The organism is Flindersiella endophytica, assembly GCF_054779015.1.
In genome coordinates this window covers 565,493-583,982 of sequence record NZ_BAAGYY010000023.1, presented here as the reverse complement: position 1 = coordinate 583,982, position 18,490 = coordinate 565,493, and the positions used below count along the sequence as shown (strand labels likewise).

Sequence of the window (18,490 nt, the reverse complement as noted above, 5' to 3'; positions counted from 1 at the left end):
GTACGACAAGATGACCACGTGCCCCTCGACCACGACTTCCACCCGCGCGAGGACCACGTGCGGGTCTTCGACCTGCCGCCCGGGGGCGTGCTGCGGCTCGACGACGAGGTGTTCGTCGCCCAGGTGCGGTACGACGACGTGGTGTTGCGGCACTTCGCGTTCCGAGATCACTGGTTCAAGATCAACGTGACCACCGACCTGTCCGGCGAGCTGATCGAGACCGCGTCGTCGCCGGGCGTGCCCGCGTACGCCTACACCATCGACCTCGCGACGCCGATGCTGCGCGACGGTGACGCCGTGTACGCCGTCGACCTCGAGGTCGACGTGCTGGTGCGCGCGGACGGCTCGACGTACGTCGTCACGGACATCGACGACTTCCGCGACTCGATCCGGCGCGGGTGGATCTCGGGCCCCGAGACCAGGGGCGTACGCACGGGGCTCGACGAGCTGACCGACCTGATCGAGGGTGGCGGGCTGCTGAAGTTCTGCGACCACGCGTTCCCCTGGGGAGCCGCGCCGGCGCCGTTGGCACGACCGCAACGCACGGTTCCGTTGTCGGACGTTCCGCAGCTTCAGCTTGGAAAGCGGTTGACCTGGACGGCAGAATCGACATCGTGACCACCTCCGCCCAAACGCTGCACGCGTTCGAGACCGAGGCTCTGGCACTCGAGTCCGCACTCGGCAAGCTGACCGAAGCCGACTACGCGCGTCCGACCAACTGTCCGCCCTGGAGCGTCAAGGACCTCGTGGTCCACATCGCGCAAGGCCTGTCGTGGGTCGGCAAGCTGACGGCGACGACCAAGCCTGTGACGCTGAACGAGGCCGCCGACTACTACCGGCGCGCGGTTCGCAAGACGTCCGCGTACCACCAGGACATCGCCGACCGGGCCCAGGCGGAGGCCGCCTCGCTGCCCGATGGAGCCGCGGCGGCGCGGTTGCTCGCCGAGCGATGGCGGGAGGCCCTGTGGGCCTGCGCTTCCGCCGATGGTTCGGAGGCGGTGGAGTCGGCGTCCGGTGTGTCCAGCCGTACGGACATGTTGACGACGCGGGTGATCGCGCATGCTGCGCACGGGCTCGACCTCGCCTTGTCGCTCGAGACCACGCCGTGGACGACGCAAGCCGCGCTTGACGTGATGCGTCCGGTCTTCGTGTCGCTGTTCGGCGGCGAGCCGCCTGTCGAGCTCGGCTGGGACGAGCCGGCGTTTTTCGCTTGCGCCACTGGGCGTCGCTCGCTTGCCGATGGCGAACGCACGATCCTGGGCGACCGCGCCGACGCGTTTCCGTTGCTGTCATGACGGCGCCTGTGAGTGTGCCCGGGCTGCGGCGGCCGGTCGAGATCATCGTCGACCGCTGGGGGATCCCGCACATCTATGCCGAGAACACCGATGATCTCTATGTCGCGCAGGGATTCAACGCTGCCCGCGACCGGCTGTTCCAGATCGACATGTGGCGGCGGCGAGGCCTCGGGGAGCTGGCTTCGGTACTCGGGCCTTCCTGCGCCGAGGCGGACCGCGCCGCGCGATTGTTCTTGTACCGTGGGTCGCTAGCCGAGGAATGGGCGTCGTACAGCTTCGACGCCGAGCGGGTCGCTTCCTGTTTCACGGCAGGAATCAACGCCTACGTCGACTGGCTTTCGGAGCATCCGGATGAGCTGCCGCCGGAGTTCACGAGGCTCGGTTATCTGCCTGCCAGGTGGGCGCCCGCCGATGTCGTGCGGATACGTAGTCACGGGCCGCAGCTCAACGTACTGACGGAGTTCGTCCGCGCCAAGCTCGCCGCGGTCGGCGGCGTGGATGCCGATCGGCTCCGGCAGCCGCTGAAGCCTTCGCACGCGCCGTTCGTACCCGATGACGTCGACCTCGACCTGCCGGACGACCTGCTGCGCACGTACCATCTCGGCGCGATCGTCGCCAACGCACCGACGTCGACGCCGGGGATCGGGTCGGGCGTCGGCGCGGACCAGGACGGCAGCAACAACTGGGCGCTGGCGGCGCACCGCACCACCACCGGACGGCCGATCCTCGCGAGCGATCCGCATCGGGCGTACTCCACGCCGTCGTTGCGGTATATCGCGCACCTGTCGGCGCCCGGGCTGGACGTGATCGGGGCGGGGGAGCCGGCGCTGCCGGGCGTCACGCTGGGGCACAACGGGACGGCGGCGTTCGGCTTCACGATCTTTCCGATCGACTGCCAGGACATCTACGTCTACGACCTCGATCCCGCTGACGCCGGGCGTTATCGCTTCGGCGACGGGTTCGAGTCATTCCGCATGGAGTGCGAATCCCTTGCTGTCAAAGGGGAAAGTGACCGTGTTGTCGAGCTGGCGTTCACCCGGCACGGTCCGGTGATCTACGTCGACGCGAAGGCCGGCAAGGCGTACGCCATCCGCACGATGTGGACCGAGCCGGGCACGTCGGCGTACTTCGGCAGCATCGACTACCAGGGCGCGACGTCGTGGGAGTCGTTCCGGGCGGCGTTGGACAACTGGGGGTCGCCGGGCGAGAACCTCCTGTACGCCGACACCGCGGGGACGATCGCGTGGAAGGCCGCGGGGCGCACGCCGCGCAGGGTGGGGTATGACGGACTGCTCCCCGTACCCGGCGACGGGCGCTACGACTGGGACGGCTACTACGCCGCCTCCGAGCTGCCGGAGGTGGTGAATCCGCCGGAGGGCTTCTGGGCGACGGCGAACGAGTACAACCTGCCGCCCGATTTTCCGCGTGATGTGCGGTTGTCGTACGAGTGGGCGGATCCGTCGCGCTATCGGCGGATCGTGGAGGAGCTGTCGAAGGACAAGCTGTTCTCGCTGGAGGACTCCCAACGTCTGCAGGTCGACGTCTTGTCGGTGTCTGCCCGGGAGGTCGTGCCGGCCTTGCGTGATCTGCCCGGCGGGGACGGCGATGCGGGTGTGGCGTCGGCGCTGCGACTGCTGACGTCGTGGGACTTCGTGGAGACCGCCGACTCCGCTGCGGCGGCCTTGTACCACCTGTGGACCGGCCGCCACCTCGCGCCGGCGCTTGCGCAGGCGCTGCTGCCTGCCCAGGCGGCGAAACTTCTCACCGCCGTCGAACCCGAGGCCATGCGCTCCGTCCTGGCCGATCCGGAGGCCTGGTTCGGGGTGGGTGGCGGGGAGGTATTGGACGAGCTGTTGCGCGCCACGTTATCGTCGGCGTATGTGGAGGCTGAGGATCTGCTCGGCCCTGATCCGTCGGGATGGGCGTGGGGTTCGCTCCACACCAACCTGCAGCCCCACCTCCTCGGCTCCCTCGAACCCAGCTGGAACGTCGGCCCCGTTCCGATCGGCGGCTCCGGCCAAACCGTCAACGCGACCCACTCCTTCGCCGAGGACTTCCGCCAGACCATCGGCGCCTCGTTCCGCATGGTCATCGACGTCGGCGGTTGGGACAACTCGGTCTGCATCAACACCCCCGGCCAATCCGGTGACCCGCGCAGCCCGCACTACCGTGACCTCCACGATCACTGGCACCAGGGCGAATACGTGCCGATGCTCTACACGCGGGAAGCCGTAGAGGCCGCAGCCACCCAACGCATCCTCCTCGAGCCGCCGGTCGAAGGCTGACTCTGGGAGAGAAACCGGTTCCCGTGGGCAGCTCAGGAACCGGTTTCTCCATCGGCGTCTGCGCCTTCGTGTCGTCGCCTGGAGGGGTTTCCGATCCGCGCAGAAACCGGTTCCCGTGGGCAGCTCAGGAACCGGTTTCTCTCCATCGGTGCGCCTCCGCCTTTGTGCGACCGCTAGAGGGCCGTCGTCGCGCAGAAACCGGTTCCCGCAGGTGAGTAACCGGTTTCTCAGTCGCTGCCCGTCTCCCCCGCGCTCCGCTGGGAGCCTGCTCGGCGCGGAAGCGGGCGCGTGCGCCCCCCAGCAACCGGTTCCCGATCGACATTCGCGCCTTCTAGCCGCCGCCGGAGAGTCCTGATCCGTACAGAAACCGGTTTCTTCGGGTGGGCCAGGAACCGGTTTCTCCATCAGCGCCTGCGTCTTCGGGCCGCCGCCGGGAGGCTCTGGCCCGCGCGAAACCGGTTTTCCGTGGGCGATTCGGGAACTGGTTTCTCCGTTGGTGCGCCTGCCCTTCGTGTCGCCAGCGGCTGCTTCGCGCGGCGTCTATACGCTCCTCGGGAACCGGTTTCTCACCTGGCATCTGCGCATTCGCGTCACCGCTGGGAGGGCGCCTTCCGCAGAAACCGGTTTCTCGATCGGCGCATGCGGCCCTGCGCGTGCTGCTGAGGCGAGGAGGCAGCGGCGGCGGCCGACGGCATGGCGCCATGGGCGTGCGGCTGTGGTGCCTGCGCCGGCTCACTCACTGCGGGGGCTGCTCTGCAGAAACCGGTTTCTCCAGCTCCCACGGGCCAGGTTTCGGCGGTAATGGGCGAGAAACCGGTTACTGGGTGCGGGGAGCCGGATTCTGGGTGCTCCCATCTGGCGCACGGCCACGCCTCCGCTCCGCAAAGCCGTCAGCTGGACGGCGCGGAAGTCGTTCGCTGGGTCAACTGGTTCCAGGGCAGAATGCTGGACGTGCTTCTCACCTTGACCCTGACCGCACCAGATGATCAGACCCCAGCCACCGATCTCGGGTACCTGCTGCACAAGCACCCCGGCAAGCTGCAGGGGTTCGAGGCGACCGGCGGCACCGCCTTCGTCTACTACCCGCAGGCCACCGCGCAACGATGCACCGCCGCGCTGTTGTTCGAGGTGGATCCGGTGGGTTTGGTGAGGCGCCGCAAGGGTTACGGCGAGAACGCGGACAGCGGCTTCGGCCTCGACCAGTACGTCAACGACCGACCCTACTCGGCGTCCTCGATGTTCGCGGTCGCGATGGCGAAGGTGTTCCGTACCGCCATGAGTGGCACCTGCAACGCCCGCCCCGAGCTGGCGGCCCGCCAGCTCCCGCTCGAGGTCGGGATTCCCGCGCTTCCGTGCTCCGGCGGCGGCGCCGAGCTCGTCGGCCGCCTGTTCGAGCCGCTCGGCTGGCAGGTCACCGCGATCCCGATTCTCGCGGATCCGGAGTTCGCCGACTGGGGGCACGCGCCGTACGCAACCGTCGAGCTGACAGGCACGCATCGCCTCGCCGACGCGCTCAAGCAGCTTTACGTCCTCCTCCCCGTCCTCGACAAGGCCAAGCACTACTGGGTCGGCCCGGAGGAGGTCGACAAGCTGATCCGCGCCGGCGGTGAGTGGCTCGCCGACCATCCCGAACGCGAGCTGATCCTGCGCCGCTACCTCTCCAACAAGCGCCGTCTCGTGCAGACCGCGATCGGCCGGCTCGCCGAGATCGACGACACCGAGCCGGAGCAGGTCGACAACGCCGTCGACTCCGCGACGATCACGCAGGTGCCGTTGGTCGAACGCCGGCACGCGGCCGTCAAGCTGGAGTTGCGCAACGCCATGGCCGGCAGCGTACTCGACCTCGGCTGCGGCGAAGGCGCTCTCCTGCGCCAGCTGCAGAGCGACCAGACGTTCACCCGGATCACCGCCGTCGACGTCTCGGCCCGCGCGCTCGAGATCGCCGCCCGGCGGCTGAAGTTGCGCCAGCTGAGCGACCGGCAGCGCGAGCGCGTCACGCTGTTCCAGTCGTCGTTGACATATCGCGACGAACGGCTGACCGGCTACGACGCCGCCGTACTCATGGAGGTCATCGAGCACCTCGATCCCGAACGCCTGCCCGCGCTGGAGCACAACGTCTTCGGCACGGCCAGGCCGACGACGGTCATCGTGACGACGCCGAACGAGGAGTACAACGTCAACTACGGCGCCCTGGCAGCCGGCGAGCACCGCCACCACGACCACCGGTTCGAGTGGAGCCGCGCGCAGTTCGGCGAGTGGGCCACCAGGACCGCCGACCGCTACGGCTATTCCGTACGGTTCGTTCCGATCGGCGACGAGGACCCCGAGCACGGCCCGCCCACGCAGATGGCGGTCTTCACCCGTACCGACGAGACAGCAGGGAGGGCGGCATGACCACGCTCAACATCCCCGACCTCTGCCTCGTGGTGCTCGTCGGCGTCAGCGGTTCCGGCAAGTCGACGTTCGCCCGGAAACACTTCCTGGCAACCGAAATCCTGTCCAGCGACGCCTGCCGCGGCATGGTCTCCGACGACGACAACAACCAGGCGGCAACGAGTGACGCGTTCGACGTGCTCAACTACATCGCCGCCAAACGGCTGACCGCCGGCCGCCTCACCGTCGTCGACGCGACGAGCGTTTCGCCGAACGACCGCAAGAAGCTCGTCGACCTCGCCCGCAGCCACGACGTTCTGCCGGTGACCATCGTGCTCGACGTACCCGTGCAGGTCTGCATCGACCGCAACGAGTCGCGGCCCGACCGCGACTTCGGCAAGCAGGTCGTACTCCGGCAGCACGCAATGCTGCGCCGGTCGGCGAAACGCCTTGCGAAAGAAGGGTTCCGGCGCGTCCACACGCTGCGTTCGGTCGAGGAGGTCGACGAGGCCACGATCGTACGCGAGCCGTTGTTCACCGACCGGCGCACTGAAACCGGCCCGTTCGACGTGATCGGCGACGTGCACGGCTGCCGCAGCGAGCTGGAGTCGTTGCTGACCGAGCTCGGCTATGCGCTGACGCGGGACGAGCTCGGCCAGCCGGTTGGTGCCCGGCATCCCGAAGGACGTAAGGCCGTCTTCCTCGGCGACCTGGTCGACCGGGGCCCGGACAGCCCTGGCGTGCTCCGGCTCGCGATGGGCATGGCCGGCGACGGCGACGCGCTGCTCGTACCAGGAAACCATGAAAACAAGCTGATCCGCGCGCTGAAGGGCAGCAACGTCCAAGTCACACACGGGCTCGCGGAGACGCTCGAGCAGCTCGACCGGGAGACACCGGAGTTTCGCCAGACTGTGCTGGAGTTCTGCGACGGCCTGGTCTCGCACCTGATCCTCGACGACGGGCGACTCGTGGTCGCGCACGCCGGGCTGAAGGAGGCTTACCACAACCGGTCGTCGGGGCGGGTGCGTTCGTTCGCGTTGTACGGCGACACGACCGGCGAGACCGACGAGTACGGCCTGCCGGTGCGTTATCCGTGGGCGAACGAGTACCGCGGCAAGGCGATGGTGCTGTACGGCCACACGCCGACGCTCGAGCCCGAATGGATCAACAACACCATGTGCCTCGACACCGGATGCGTGTTCGGTGGGCGGCTCACGGCTCTCCGTTATCCGGAACGCGAGTTGGTCTCGGTACCGGCCGAGCAGGTGTGGTACGAGCCGGTGAAGCCTTTCCTGGTTGAGGATTCGGTGCTCGAGGACGCGACGGCGGGGCGGGAACCGGGCATCCTCGACATCACCGACGTCAGCGGGCGCCGGGTGATCGAGACATCGCAGCACGGGCGGGTCTCCGTACGCGAGGACAATGCCGCGGGTGCGCTGGAGCTGATGAGCCGGTTCGCGCTGGACCCGCGCTGGCTGCTCTACCTGCCGCCGACGATGGCGCCGTGCGCGACGTCGCGGCAGGCGGACCTGCTGGAGCACCCGGCCGAGGCGTTCAACGCGTACGCGAGCGATGGCATCGGCCAGGTGATCTGCGAAGAGAAGCACATGGGCTCGCGCGCTGTCGTGCTGGTGTGCAGGGACGCCGGCGTGGCTCGTGCGAGGTTTGGCGGGCAGGACGGGCGTACCGGCGTGGTCTACACGCGTACGGGCCGTTCGTTCTTCAACGACGAACGTACCGAAGAACTCCTTGCCCGCTTGCGATCCGCGATCGGCACCGCGGGTCTGTGGGACGAGCTCGGCACCGACTGGCTGCTGCTCGACGCGGAGCTGATGCCGTGGTCGGTGAAGGCGGTCGACCTGTTGAAGCATCAGTACGCCGCGGTGGGCGCGGCGGGACGGGCGGCGTTGCCGGCGGCCGTGGCTTCGCTGCGCCAGGCTTCGGAGTCCGGCGTGGAGGTGTCGGACCTGCTGGCGCGGACGGTGTCGCGGGCGGAGAACATCGACAACTTCACCGACGCCTACCGCCACTACTGCTGGCCGACGGCCGGTTTGGAAGGCGTCCGGCTGGCGCCGTTCCAGATCCTCGCCACCGAGGGCACGACCTACGCGACGCGCGACCACGGCTGGCATCTCGGCCAGATCCAGCGGCTCGCCGCCGCCGATCCCGACCTGGTGACGACGACCCGCCACCGCGTCGTCGACGTTCACGACAAGTCGTCCGTGGCGGAGGCGGTCCGCTGGTGGGAAGACCTCACCGCCGCTGGTGGCGAGGGCATGGTGGTCAAGCCGTACGCCAACCTGTCGCGAGGCGCGAAGGGGCTCGTGCAGCCGGGCGTGAAATGCCGCGGCCGGGAGTACCTCCGCATCATCTACGGCCCGGACTACACCGAGCCCGCGAACCTCGAGCGCCTCCGGGACCGCGGTCTCGGCCGGAAGCGCTCGCTGGCGCTGCGGGAGTACGCGCTCGGCCTGGAAGCGCTGGACCGCGTGGCCAAGCGCGAACCGCTCTGGCGGATCCACGAATGCGTGTTCGCCGTACTCGCCCTGGAATCGGAACCAGTGGACCCGCGCCTGTAGCCGAAGCCCGATGGCCAGGCGGCCCACGTGGCCTCCCTTGCGAGAAACCGGTTTCTGGGACGAGGAACCGGTTTCTGACGGGGAGTGTGCTGAGCGTGTGGCTGCGCGCCGGCTGGCGGATCGGGGGTGGCGGCGGGTTGTTGAGCGGATGGCTGCGCGGTGGCTGGTGCCAAGGCCTGCCGTTCGCGGCAGCCGGTCGGTGCGGCTCGGCCCTGCCGCCGTCAGCAAGGGGAGCAGTTCGTGTCGCGAGTGGTGGCTGTAGAAACCGGTTCCTGAGTGCGAGGAACCGGTTTCTGGCCGGGAGATGAGCGCCTTGGCCCGCGCACCGACTGGCGGATCGGGGCTGGCGACGGGCTGCTGGGCGCGTGGCTGCGCGGGTGCTGGTGGCAAGGCTTGCCGTTCGCGGCAGCTGGTCGGTGCGGCTCGGCGCTGGCGCCGTCGGCTAGGGGAGCACAGTTCTTGTCGCGCGGGATGGCCACCACAGAAACCGGTTTCTGGAGGGCGAGGAACCGGTTTCTCGAAGCAGGGCGGGCATCCGGGTCTGTTGCTTGCCGCAGCTTGCCGTCGCCCGCCCGGCCGCGCGGCTCGACCGACCTGGGCTCGTTCAGAAACCGGTTCCTGGCTCGAGAAACCGGTTTCGCGAGCGCGCCGGGCAACAAGCCGTCACAGCAGGATGGTGCGGGACTGGTCGGTGGCCTTGTAGCCCAGGCTTGTGTAGAGGCCGACCGCGGCCGTGTTGTGGCCGAAGACGTTCAGCCCCAGAACGTGGTCGCCTGCGGACAGGGACAAGCGTTCGCCCAGGCGCATGATGGTCCGGCCGTAGCCTTTGCCGCGCTGGCCTTCGTCGACGACGACGGAGTAGACGAACGACCGGTCGTGCCGGTGGTGGTGCCGAAGCCACAGCTGGGCGACGGGCTCGCCGGCGGCTTCGAGGACGGTGAGGCTGTTGTCCGGGGTCGCCAGGCCGTCGGGCAGCAGGGAGGCGTAGACCTCCTCGGCCCGCGCCTGCGCCGCCGGCTCCGGCAGTGTTCCGCTCTCGACGTTCTCCTGCGCGAAGCCCGCGATCTCCGAGGCCAGCCAGCCCGGATACTCCGCCTCGGTCATCGGGCGCCACGACAGACCGTCCGGCAACGCGGCGAGCCCCTCGAACGACCCAAGCCGCAGCTCCATCCGCTGGCTGTTCACCTCGCCACCCCGGAACAAGGCCGCCTGCGCGGCATCCGCCGGGTCCAAAGTCACCAGCGCCCGATCGGCCCCCGCCGAACGCAGCCACGAAAGCATCGACGACAGCGCCGCCCGCCCGTACCCCCGCCGCCGCAGCGCCGAAGAGATCCACAGGTCGACCACCACGCCATACCGCCCGGACGAAGGCCCGAACAGCCCGCCGGCGGCGAAGCCCACCGGCCCGGGCGCGCCACCGGAAACCACCACCGACACCGAGAAGTCGACGGCCTCCTCCCGCATCCGGCGCATCTGTGCCAGACGTTCGGACACGTCGGCCGGGCCCAACCCTCGCGCCGTCAACGCCGAGCGCTGCCGCTCTTCCCACAGCCCCAGCCACGCCGCTGCCTCGGAGGCAGCCGCCGGCCGCAGCTCGATCCCCAACGTCACCCCGACATTCTGCAAGCGATCAGCCCGGCTCCGCGGCCGGATCGGGGAACTGCCGCAGCGACGCGTTCGAGTGCGCCATCCGCCGCAGCCCGGTGAGCAGGATCTCGCACAGCACCGTGCCGACGACCGCGCTCTCCAGGATGGCCGCCGGCTCCCGCATCCGGGCGACCATCGCCAGATCCGCGGCCGCCACCGACTCGGCCGCGGACGCGTAGGCGTCGAGCTCGTCCAGCAGGTGCTCCAGTCCCAGGTCGTACAACGACGCGGCCGCCTCGACGAACGACCGCGCCCCCGCCGACTCGCGCTCCGGCTGCCGCCAGCCCCGCCGCTCCATCAGCGCCGCGAGCGCCGCCGCTGCCTTCTGTCCGTTCTCGTCGGTACGCGGCGGCTTCTCCAGGTCGGTACGAGGCATGGCGTGGCCGAGTACGTAGTCGATCGACGGGTTCGGCTCGTCGAGCGTCTCGAGCACCTCCCGCGTGTGCGCGATCGAGAGCCCACCGATGCTGACCAGCGCCCGCAGCAGCTTGACCCGCTTCACGTGGCTCTCGTCGTAGGTGGCCTGGTTGAACTGCGTGCGTTCGCCGTGATCCACCAGGCCTTCGCGGATGTAGTACTTGATCCTCGGCACCGGTACGCCTGTCAGCCGGCTCAGCTCCGCGATCCGCACTCGTTCGCCTCCTCTTCCCTTGCCAGAACCTCGACTAGTAGATAGCGTACTATCCGTCAAGTGGATAGCACGCTATCTGTAATTGGGAGGAAGCGAAGATGACACTCCGCAACAACGCTGTAGTCCGCGCGGTCTTTGGTCACAGACCGTTGCTGGTCGGCACGACCGCCTCACTGACAGTCACGCTCCTCACGATCGGGGGGTTGCTGTTCGACGACCGCGTGCTCACCGGTGCGCCGATCTGGCTCAAGCCGTTCAAGTTCGGCGTGTCGATCGCGATCTACGCCGCCACGCTCGCCTGGCTGATCTCGTACGTCCAGCGCAGCCGGCGCCTGGCCTGGTGGGTCGGCACGATCTTCTCCGTCATGCTGCTCGGCGAGCTGGCCGCGATCACGACGCAGGTCGTCCGCGGTACGACGAGCCACTTCAACTACGCCACGGCGCTGGACGGTGGGATCTGGACGTCGATGGCGGTCATGATCGTGGTCGCCTGGGTGTCCAACCTGATCCTGGCCGTGGTGCTGCTGCGCGAACGGATCAGCGACCGGCCGATGGCCTCGGCTCTGCGCGGGGGGCTCGGGATCGCGCTGATCGGCATGGCGGTCGCGTTCCTGATGACCACGCCGAGCATCGGGGTGGTGCCGTTGCCGGACGACGAGAGCGGCATCGTCGGCGCCCACAGCGTCGGTGTGGCCGACGGTGGACCGGGCCTGCCGGTCGTCGGCTGGAGCACGGTCGGCGGCGACCTCCGCGTCTCCCACTTCATCGGAATCCACGCCCTGCAGGCGATTCCGCTGTTCCTGCTGGCGCTGGTCACGCTGTCCGGACGGTTCGCCAAGCTGCGCTCGGACGCGGTCCGGGTCAACCTGGTACGTACGGTCGCGCTCGCCTACCTCGGCCTGGTCCTGCTCACGGCCTGGCAGGCAGCTCGCGGCCAGTCGCTGATCCACCCGGACGCGGCAACGCTGCTGGCGGCCGGAATCCTCTTGCTGGCAACGGGAGCCGGCGTGGCCGTGACGCTGCTGCGTGGCCGGACGAACGCCGCCGTCGCCACCGCGAGCTGAAAGGGATCCCGATGACACAGCTGTTGTTCGACCTGACGTTCTACGTGGCAGCGCCGTTCTGGGCCCTGATGATTCTCGCCCCTCGGTGGTCGTGGACGCGGCGCATCATCGGATCGCCGTTGATCGTGCTGCCACCGCTGGCGATCTACTTCGTCCAGATCGCGCCGATTCTGGGCCAGTTCGCCCTCGCGATGCTGCGTCCCTCACTGGACGGCGTGCACGACATCCTCGGCAGCGTCGACGGCTCAGCCGCAATCTGGGCTCACCTGATCGCGTTCGACCTCTTCGTCGGCCGTTGGATGTACTTCGACAGCAGGGAGAAAGGCCTGCACGGCCTGTTGATGGCACCCGTGCTCGTTCTGACGATCTTGTTGTCGCCATTCGGCCTGGTCGCCTATCTCCTCATTCGCATGTTCGCCAAAACCTCGAAGAATTCTGGCGAGTAACTTCGTGTAGGGCTATAGTCACTCTGCTATCTAACGAGGCAATCCGGCCGGCTGTTGGGTGGGGGAGATGAACAGCAAGAAAAGGGTCGGTCTCGACTCTCCGGTGGGCTACGAGCGGATTTTCGATCTCGTCGCCGAACTGCTTCGCTGCACCAAAGGAAGCCGTAGTCGTGATCTCCCGGTTGTCCTGCTGTTCGGTCCGCGGGCCAGCGGGAAGACGCATATCGCTCAATATCTGGAGGAGCTGTACAACGGCGTCGTTCCGTTCAGCGGAATCGGACTCGGCGCCCCGTCGATGAACGAAGCTCGCAAGGTTCTTGTCGAGGTCTCCTACGAGTTGAGCCGCCGGAGCAAGCAGACGTTCAACGTACGGTTTCCGTTGCTGACGCTGTGCCTGATCGTCGCGGGCGCCCCGATCGCGCTGGCGGCGGCGCCGGCGGCCAGGAGACAGCAGATGCGAGCGCACGTCCATCGCAGGCTCAGGTGGTTCAACCGGCTCTTCACCAGCAGGCCGAACGTCGCGCAGGCGGCGAGAATCATCCAGCGGGTCGCGGGGCTGCCGGATTGGTTCGAAGGCGCCGCCCACGTGTTGATCTCCGGGCTCGGCTGGGCCGGCGAACGACGATTGCTGACCGGGTGGGGGAAGTGGCTCGGCACGGTCCGGCGCTGGGCGCGCGCAGGTGACTGGATCGACGTGGCGATCCACATCAACCAGCAGCTGAAGCTGAACACCATGGCCGACGTCCGGGCCGTCGACGATCTGCTGTTCGACGCGTTCCTCGAAGACCTCCACCGTTCGTTCAACGGTGTGCTGACGTCGTTCGACCGTCCGCTGAAATATCTCGCGGTGCTGGACGATGCCGACTCCAAAGGTGGCCGGCGGTTCTGCGACGCCTACGTACGCGCGACTCACAGCAGGCACCGCGACGACAAGCCGCCGGCTCCGCTGGTGCTGGTGGCCAGTAGCCGCACGTTGCCGTCGTCCGCGGTCGATCCGGCCCGGCCCGGTGGGACGCCCCGCACGTTGGCGCAACTCGGTTACGAGGACTGGGACAGCGAGCGTGACGTGACCCATCGCGGCGAGCGCTCCTGGTCGTATCCCGTCCGGCTCGGCGACATCAGCCCTGACGACGTGCGGCAGCTGGCCGAACGAGAGGACTTCGACGATCCACGACAGCTGGCCGAGATCACGCACTGGCTGACCACGGGGCATTCCGGTTCGGCAGTCGACGTACTCCAGACGATCATCGCCGCGGACACTCGCAAGACCGTACGCGAAGTGCTGCTGACCCGGCCGGCGCCGGCCGAGGGGGAACAGCGGTCATCGGCGGCCGAACGGCTCCTCGAACGATGGCTGGCAGACGCCGGCGCCGACCTTCGCCACGCGCTGCGCAGGGCTGCCGCACTCGACATTTCGACGCCACCCGCCGCCGACGTGCTGGACCTCGAGGAGCCACAGGTCGAGGACCTGAGGCGGGCCATGACCGGACAACTGTGGGATGTCGACGCGACCTACGCGCTGCGGTCGGCGCTCGTGCTGCCCGTGCCGGCGCTGCGAGCCCGTGCCGAGGCATGTCTGCTCGAACGATTCGGCGGGTCGGACAGGCGGCCGCCGCTCATGCACCCCTTCCTGCGCCGCCTTCTGCAGCAGGCGGTCGTACGGGAGGGCGGCTACGACGACGAGCACGAACGGCTCGTGACGTACCACGATCGTCGCGGAGAACAGCCGCAACGGGCCCACCATCGGCTTGCGCTCGGCGAGGTGGCGGCAGCCGTCGAGTACCTCGACAGCCGATTCTGCCAGACCGACCTCGTGAGCTGGCTGGTCGAAGTGGCCCTGGTCACCTCGGCGCCCAAGCGGCCGGGCGACCAGCCCGCCCAGCAGCCGGCCGACCTGCCGCCCGACCCTGAACGAGCCGACGCGATCCATGGGCTGGTCACCGCGCTGTGGCAGCTCGCTGATCGGTTCGGTGGGCCGGCCCGATTCGGAGCGAGCGCCGAGGAGCTGCACGTATGCGTCGGGAACCGATACCAGGAGCTCGTCAGGTTCGCCGACGGCCAGGACGCCAAGGATCTGCTGCACGAGCTGGAACGGATCTACCACGAGAACCCACTCCCCTGGGACCTGCCCGGAAGCGCCTGGAGCTTGCTGTGATCACATCTACTCGTCCGACCGGACGGATCAAGCGCGTCCTTCTGTACGTGTTCGTCGTGGTGCTCGTGACCGCGGGTTCCGGCGCGCTGGCCTGGGGCGTGAACCGGGGCAACCGTTGTTCCGAAGGCGTGTGGAGGCACGGACCCAGGGACGAGTGCGTGGGCGTCAGTGATGGCCGGTTCGCGTTCGCCACGGAGCTGAAGGGGGTCTCGGACAAGATCTATATGGAGAACAAGAGCATCGACCGGTCCAAGCCGTACGTCAGCGTGGCCTATCTGTTGCCGATGACGATCGGTGGTCGCGACGCCGCCGCCACGACCGAGACCAACCGCCGTGAGCTGGTCGGTGCCTATGTCGCCCAGCACGAGGGGAACCGTACCGGCCGGCCACCGATCCGGCTGCTGCTGGCCAATCCCGGTGATGACGGCGCGCAGTGGGAGCCGGTTGTCCAGCAGCTGAAGGAGATGCGAGCCTCGGACAACCTGGTCGCCGTCGCCGGTGTGTCGAAGACCCTGCCCGGCACGGTCAAGGCGATCCAGGCACTGACCCGGGACGACATAGCGGTCTTCGGGTCGACGCTGTCCGGCGAGAACCTCTCCGGGATGGAAGGGCTGGTGCGGGTCGCCCCGACCAACCGCGACGAGGCTCGGGCGATGGTGGCCCACGCCGAACTCCATCCGGCGTGGAAGAAGGTGATGCTCGTCCGGGACACCACTGACGATCCCTATTCCAACACGCTTGCGGAGCAGTTCCAGCTCGCGTTGCGCGGTTCGGGCATCGAGCTGGTCGGGCAGCCGGAGCGGTACGACTCGTCCCGGGACGGGTACGAGAACCTGTTCACGTTGATGGCCGGCAACATCTGCAACCAGCAACCCCAGATCGTCTACTTCGCGGGCCGTGGCACGCACCTGAAGTACTTCGCGAACGCGCTGGCGGCGCGTACCTGCCAGGGGAAGCACCTCACCGTGCTGACCGGGGACGACGCGAACGTGCTCAGTGGTGACGAGGAGTTCCGCAAGAAGCTCGGCGCCGACCTCACCGTCCAGTTCACCGGCCAGGCGCATCCGTCGGCGTGGGACGGACATCCCGCAGCGTTCTCGCCGGACACCGTGCGGCGGTTCCAGCCGGGTGGGTTCTACGAGACGCAGTTCGCCGAGGTTCCGCTCAGCGACGGCCAGGCCATCATGGGCCACGACGCCGTGATGACAGCGGCTGCGGCTGTACGGATCGCCGCGAGGGACGACACCCGCGAGGTGCGGGCGGACACGGTGTTCGGGTATCTCGGCAGCCTGCACGGCAACGCGAGCGTAGGCGGGGCCAGCGGCTGGATCTCGATTTGTCCGGACGGTGATCCGGAGAACAAGGCGATTCCGATCCTGGAGTTCCTTCCTTGGAGCAGTGATGTGCAGAAGCCCGGGATCGGCTTCATCAGTTTGAGCTCACGGACGGGCCGGCCGAAGACGGGCGTCCAGACTGGCGGGCGCTCGGCCTGCGACTGACTCCGCACACCTATTGCAGGTTGACGAACAGGCCGCCGTCGACCAGGACTTCGGAGCCGTTCATGTAGGCGCTTCCGGGTTGGGACAGCAACCAGATCACCTCGCCGACGTCCTTCGGCTCACCTATTCGCCCGACTGGTATCCGCTTGCTCAGATAGTCGAGCTTCTCCTGGTTGGTCCAGTCGTCGCGGTTGATGTCGGTCGCGATCGCGCCGGGGAGGACGGCGTTGCAGGTGATCCCGTGCGGGCCGAGCACGATCGCGAGGCTCTTCATCAACGACGAGATGCCGGCCTTGGTCGTGCAGTAGTGGACCTGCTGCGATCCACCCACCCAGGCGGAGATCGACGACACCGAGATCACCCGCCCGCCGCGGCCGGCCGAGACCATCCGCCGCGTGAAGGCCTGTGTCACCAGGAAAACCCCACGCAGGTTGACGTGCTGGACTCGATCCCACAGTTCGAGGTCGATGTCGAAGAAGTCCGCGAACGGGCAGATTCCCGCGTTGTTGACCAGCACATCCAGAGCGCCCCACTCGGCGTGTACGACCTCGGCCATCCGCGCGACAGCCGCCGGGTCTCCGACGTCGGCTTCGACGAGCAGGGCCGTGCCGCCGCCCGAGCGCACCAGGGCAGCCGTCTCCTCCGCGAACGAAAGCTCCCCAGGCGGATAGTTGACGACGACCCGCGCGCCCTCGGCTCCGAACCGCGCGGCCGTCGCGCGCCCGATGCCGCGCGCCGACCCCGTGACCAGAACGGTGCGCTCGTTCATGCCACTCTCCCGTCCTTGAAGCGTGTGAGGTTGCCCTCGTCGTACAGCGGCACGATCAGGTCGGCCGTCTCACGCACGCGCCGGTACGTGTCGATCGCTTCGTACATGTTCTCGTTGATGCCGATCGGGATGTTCTTCTCCACGTTGTCGAGTACGAAGAAGCTGTCGGAGATCGCCGCGATCCCGCGCTCGGTGTCGACCTCCACCACGACCGACGCCCGGTGGTGCACGCCGCTCTGCCAGGTACGCAGGCCGGGTGCCAGCTCGTCCTCGTCCTCCAGCAGGCGTACGCGCGGCCACGCGTCGGTCACCAGGTGCACGAGAATGTCGTCGGGCAGCGACGTCGCGCGGTTGTCGTGCGGATGCGTGTGCGTGGTGTGGAAGTGCACCCAGCCGCGTTTGGACAGACAAATCCGAGCGTTGGAGAAGAGCGCCACGTTGCTCACGGTGTAGAGCTGCAGCGGCGTCAGGATGACGTGCGTGATCTCCTCGGGCGTGAGCCCGTGCGCGGCCAGCTGGTCGACGATGAACTCGCCGGGCTCGCGCCGCATCGCCGCTCGCTCGCCGAGCACGGTCGACCAGTGCGCGTTCATCGGCCCGAGGTCGGCGGCCGGGCCGGTGTTGACCAGCGCGGCCACGCCGTCGCCACGGATGAGCACGGACTGGAACAGCAGGGTGTGCCACTCGTCCCAGCCGCCCATCCAGAACAGCTCGGGACCAGGGACGTCGCCTCGCCCGACCGGAAGAATCTGGACGTTGTACATGCTCATCTGACCTCCGCGGTTTGGATCTGCTGGTTGGCGGGCCGGTAACCCAGCGCGGCCGACAGCCGCGCCGCCGCCTCGGCGAGCAACCCGTGTGCCTGCTGGCGGTGCGTGGGCGTGAACCGGATCGCCGGCACCGAAACGCTCATGGCCGCGATCGTCCGGCGGCCGTAGTCGAAGACCGGCACCGCGATACAGCGGATGCCGATGGTGTATTCCTCGTTGTCCACGCCGAATCCTCTGCGCCGCACCTCGGCCAGGTGGGACAGCAGCCGCTGCTTGTCCGTGATCGTGTTCGAGGTGACGGCCGAGAGCTTGGCGGCGCCCAGCCGAATCTCCAACTCTGGTTGGCCAAGTCCGGCCAGCAGCACCTTGCCGACACCGGTGGCGTACGCCGGCAGCCGACGGCCCACCTCGGACGCGAGCGTCAGCGTCTGCCGTCCGTCGACCTTCGCGATGTAGACGTTGGACAGCCCGTCGAGCACCGCGAGCTGAACGGTCTCGTCAACGGTGTCGCGTACGCCCTCCATCAGCGGCAGCGCCCGATCGACCAGTCCGAGGCACCGGGTGTAGACGTTGCCCGCCTCCAGCGCCCGGATGCCCACGGTGAACGTGTGGCCGGTTTCGTCGAAATCCGCCCAGCCGCGCTCGACCAGTGTCTGCAACAGGCCATGCAAGCTGGAACGGGGGTAGTGCAACGCCTGCGCGATTTCGGAAAATGTCAACGGCTTCTCGCACTTCGTCATAAGTTCGAGGATCGCCAGCGCGCGGTCGGCGGATTTCACGGGCATGGTCACGGTCGAGCTCCAGTTCTCATATGTGAACGCCACTTCACCACACTGAAGTACCCGGTACCGTACGCCGATAAGACCGCGATTGTCACGAGTTTGCGAGCATTGGGCAGACCAAAGGCAAGAGATGGTCACGCCGTCCCACAGCCCCCGCCCAACCGCCCAACCACCCTGATATCGGCCCTTCGGGTC

14 protein-coding genes are annotated in these 18,490 nt (G+C 68.1%); 9 read left to right on the top strand and 5 right to left on the bottom strand.

Annotation, left to right across the window (positions count from 1 at the left end):
• Nucleotides 1–18 precede the first annotated feature (18 nt).
• From ACYVF6_RS27030 to ACYVF6_RS27010, 5 genes are all read left to right on the top strand, one after another.
• Nucleotides 19–618: a ribonuclease FAU-1 family protein gene (locus ACYVF6_RS27030; protein WP_460525360.1), complete on the top strand. Its 600-nt coding sequence runs from the start codon at nucleotides 19–21 to the stop codon at nucleotides 616–618.
• Complete coding sequence (locus tag ACYVF6_RS27025) at nucleotides 615–1,295, top strand: maleylpyruvate isomerase mycothiol-dependent enzyme family protein (RefSeq protein WP_460525359.1); 681 nt, start codon at nucleotides 615–617, stop codon at nucleotides 1,293–1,295. Before ACYVF6_RS27030 ends, ACYVF6_RS27025 begins: the two co-directional genes overlap by 4 nt.
• Complete coding sequence (locus tag ACYVF6_RS27020) at nucleotides 1,292–3,580, top strand: penicillin acylase family protein (RefSeq protein ID WP_460525358.1); 2,289 nt, start codon at nucleotides 1,292–1,294, stop codon at nucleotides 3,578–3,580. The genes ACYVF6_RS27025 and ACYVF6_RS27020 overlap by 4 nt, the downstream gene beginning before the upstream one ends.
• A gap of 942 nt (nucleotides 3,581–4,522) precedes the next feature.
• Nucleotides 4,523–5,974: a 3' terminal RNA ribose 2'-O-methyltransferase Hen1 gene (locus ACYVF6_RS27015; RefSeq protein ID WP_460525357.1), complete on the top strand. Its 1,452-nt coding sequence runs from the start codon at nucleotides 4,523–4,525 to the stop codon at nucleotides 5,972–5,974.
• Nucleotides 5,971–8,532 (top strand): polynucleotide kinase-phosphatase, encoded by a 2,562-nt coding sequence (locus ACYVF6_RS27010; protein WP_460525356.1) that lies wholly within the window; start codon nucleotides 5,971–5,973, stop codon nucleotides 8,530–8,532. The genes ACYVF6_RS27015 and ACYVF6_RS27010 overlap by 4 nt, the downstream gene beginning before the upstream one ends.
• A 663-nt stretch (nucleotides 8,533–9,195) precedes the next feature.
• Here ACYVF6_RS27010 and ACYVF6_RS27005 read toward each other — a convergent pair.
• Both ACYVF6_RS27005 and ACYVF6_RS27000 read right to left on the bottom strand, forming a co-directional pair.
• Nucleotides 9,196–10,143 carry a GNAT family N-acetyltransferase gene (locus tag ACYVF6_RS27005; RefSeq protein ID WP_460525355.1) on the bottom strand — a complete coding sequence of 316 codons (948 nt, stop codon included), beginning with the start codon at nucleotides 10,141–10,143 and terminating at the stop codon, nucleotides 9,196–9,198.
• Between the two features lie 19 nt (nucleotides 10,144–10,162).
• Entirely contained in the window at nucleotides 10,163–10,810 is a 648-nt protein-coding gene (locus ACYVF6_RS27000; protein WP_460525354.1) for a MerR family transcriptional regulator, read from the bottom strand.
• A gap of 98 nt (nucleotides 10,811–10,908) precedes the next feature.
• Here ACYVF6_RS27000 and ACYVF6_RS26995 point away from each other — a divergent pair, with 98 nt between their 5' ends.
• From ACYVF6_RS26995 to ACYVF6_RS26980, 4 genes are all read left to right on the top strand, one after another.
• Nucleotides 10,909–11,874, top strand: a complete 966-nt coding sequence (locus ACYVF6_RS26995) for a hypothetical protein (protein ID WP_460525353.1) — start codon at nucleotides 10,909–10,911, stop codon at nucleotides 11,872–11,874.
• Nucleotides 11,875–11,885: 11 nt separating this feature from the next.
• Nucleotides 11,886–12,320: an ABA4-like family protein gene (locus ACYVF6_RS26990; protein WP_460525352.1), complete on the top strand. Its 435-nt coding sequence runs from the start codon at nucleotides 11,886–11,888 to the stop codon at nucleotides 12,318–12,320.
• 67 nt (nucleotides 12,321–12,387) lie between these two features.
• On the top strand, nucleotides 12,388–14,475 hold the full coding sequence (locus ACYVF6_RS26985; protein ID WP_460525351.1) for a hypothetical protein: 2,088 nt from the start codon (nucleotides 12,388–12,390) through the stop codon (nucleotides 14,473–14,475).
• Entirely contained in the window at nucleotides 14,472–15,974 is a 1,503-nt protein-coding gene (locus tag ACYVF6_RS26980; protein ID WP_460525350.1) for an ABC transporter substrate-binding protein, read from the top strand. Before ACYVF6_RS26985 ends, ACYVF6_RS26980 begins: the two co-directional genes overlap by 4 nt.
• 10 nt (nucleotides 15,975–15,984) lie before the next feature.
• On the opposite strand, the gene ACYVF6_RS26975 is transcribed toward ACYVF6_RS26980, so the two are convergent.
• The 3 genes from ACYVF6_RS26975 to ACYVF6_RS26965 are packed head-to-tail and all read right to left on the bottom strand — an operon-like array spanning nucleotide 15,985 to nucleotide 18,337.
• Entirely contained in the window at nucleotides 15,985–16,743 is a 759-nt protein-coding gene (locus ACYVF6_RS26975) for an SDR family NAD(P)-dependent oxidoreductase (protein WP_460525349.1), read from the bottom strand.
• Nucleotides 16,740–17,513 (bottom strand): MBL fold metallo-hydrolase, encoded by a 774-nt coding sequence (locus tag ACYVF6_RS26970; protein ID WP_460525348.1) that lies wholly within the window; start codon nucleotides 17,511–17,513, stop codon nucleotides 16,740–16,742. Before ACYVF6_RS26970 ends, ACYVF6_RS26975 begins: the two co-directional genes overlap by 4 nt.
• Nucleotides 17,510–18,337, bottom strand: a complete 828-nt coding sequence (locus ACYVF6_RS26965; RefSeq protein ID WP_460525346.1) for an IclR family transcriptional regulator — start codon at nucleotides 18,335–18,337, stop codon at nucleotides 17,510–17,512. Before ACYVF6_RS26965 ends, ACYVF6_RS26970 begins: the two co-directional genes overlap by 4 nt.
• Between the last annotated feature and the right edge of the window lie 153 nt (nucleotides 18,338–18,490).

Excerpts from the sequence above, each read along its gene's own strand:
- ACYVF6_RS26990 (WP_460525352.1), top strand. The coding sequence starts at position 11,886 with ATGACACAGCTGTTGTTCGACCTGACGTTCTACGTGGCAGCGCCGTTC.
- ACYVF6_RS27010 (WP_460525356.1), top strand. The coding sequence starts at position 5,971 with ATGACCACGCTCAACATCCCCGACCTCTGCCTCGTGGTGCTCGTCGGC.
- ACYVF6_RS26975 (WP_460525349.1), bottom strand. The coding sequence starts at position 16,743 with ATGAACGAGCGCACCGTTCTGGTCACGGGGTCGGCGCGCGGCATCGGG.
- ACYVF6_RS27020 (WP_460525358.1), top strand. The coding sequence starts at position 1,292 with ATGACGGCGCCTGTGAGTGTGCCCGGGCTGCGGCGGCCGGTCGAGATC.
- ACYVF6_RS26995 (WP_460525353.1), top strand. The coding sequence starts at position 10,909 with ATGACACTCCGCAACAACGCTGTAGTCCGCGCGGTCTTTGGTCACAGA.
- ACYVF6_RS26970 (WP_460525348.1), bottom strand. The coding sequence starts at position 17,513 with ATGAGCATGTACAACGTCCAGATTCTTCCGGTCGGGCGAGGCGACGTC.
- ACYVF6_RS26985 (WP_460525351.1), top strand. The coding sequence starts at position 12,388 with ATGAACAGCAAGAAAAGGGTCGGTCTCGACTCTCCGGTGGGCTACGAG.
- ACYVF6_RS27015 (WP_460525357.1), top strand. The coding sequence starts at position 4,523 with ATGCTGGACGTGCTTCTCACCTTGACCCTGACCGCACCAGATGATCAG.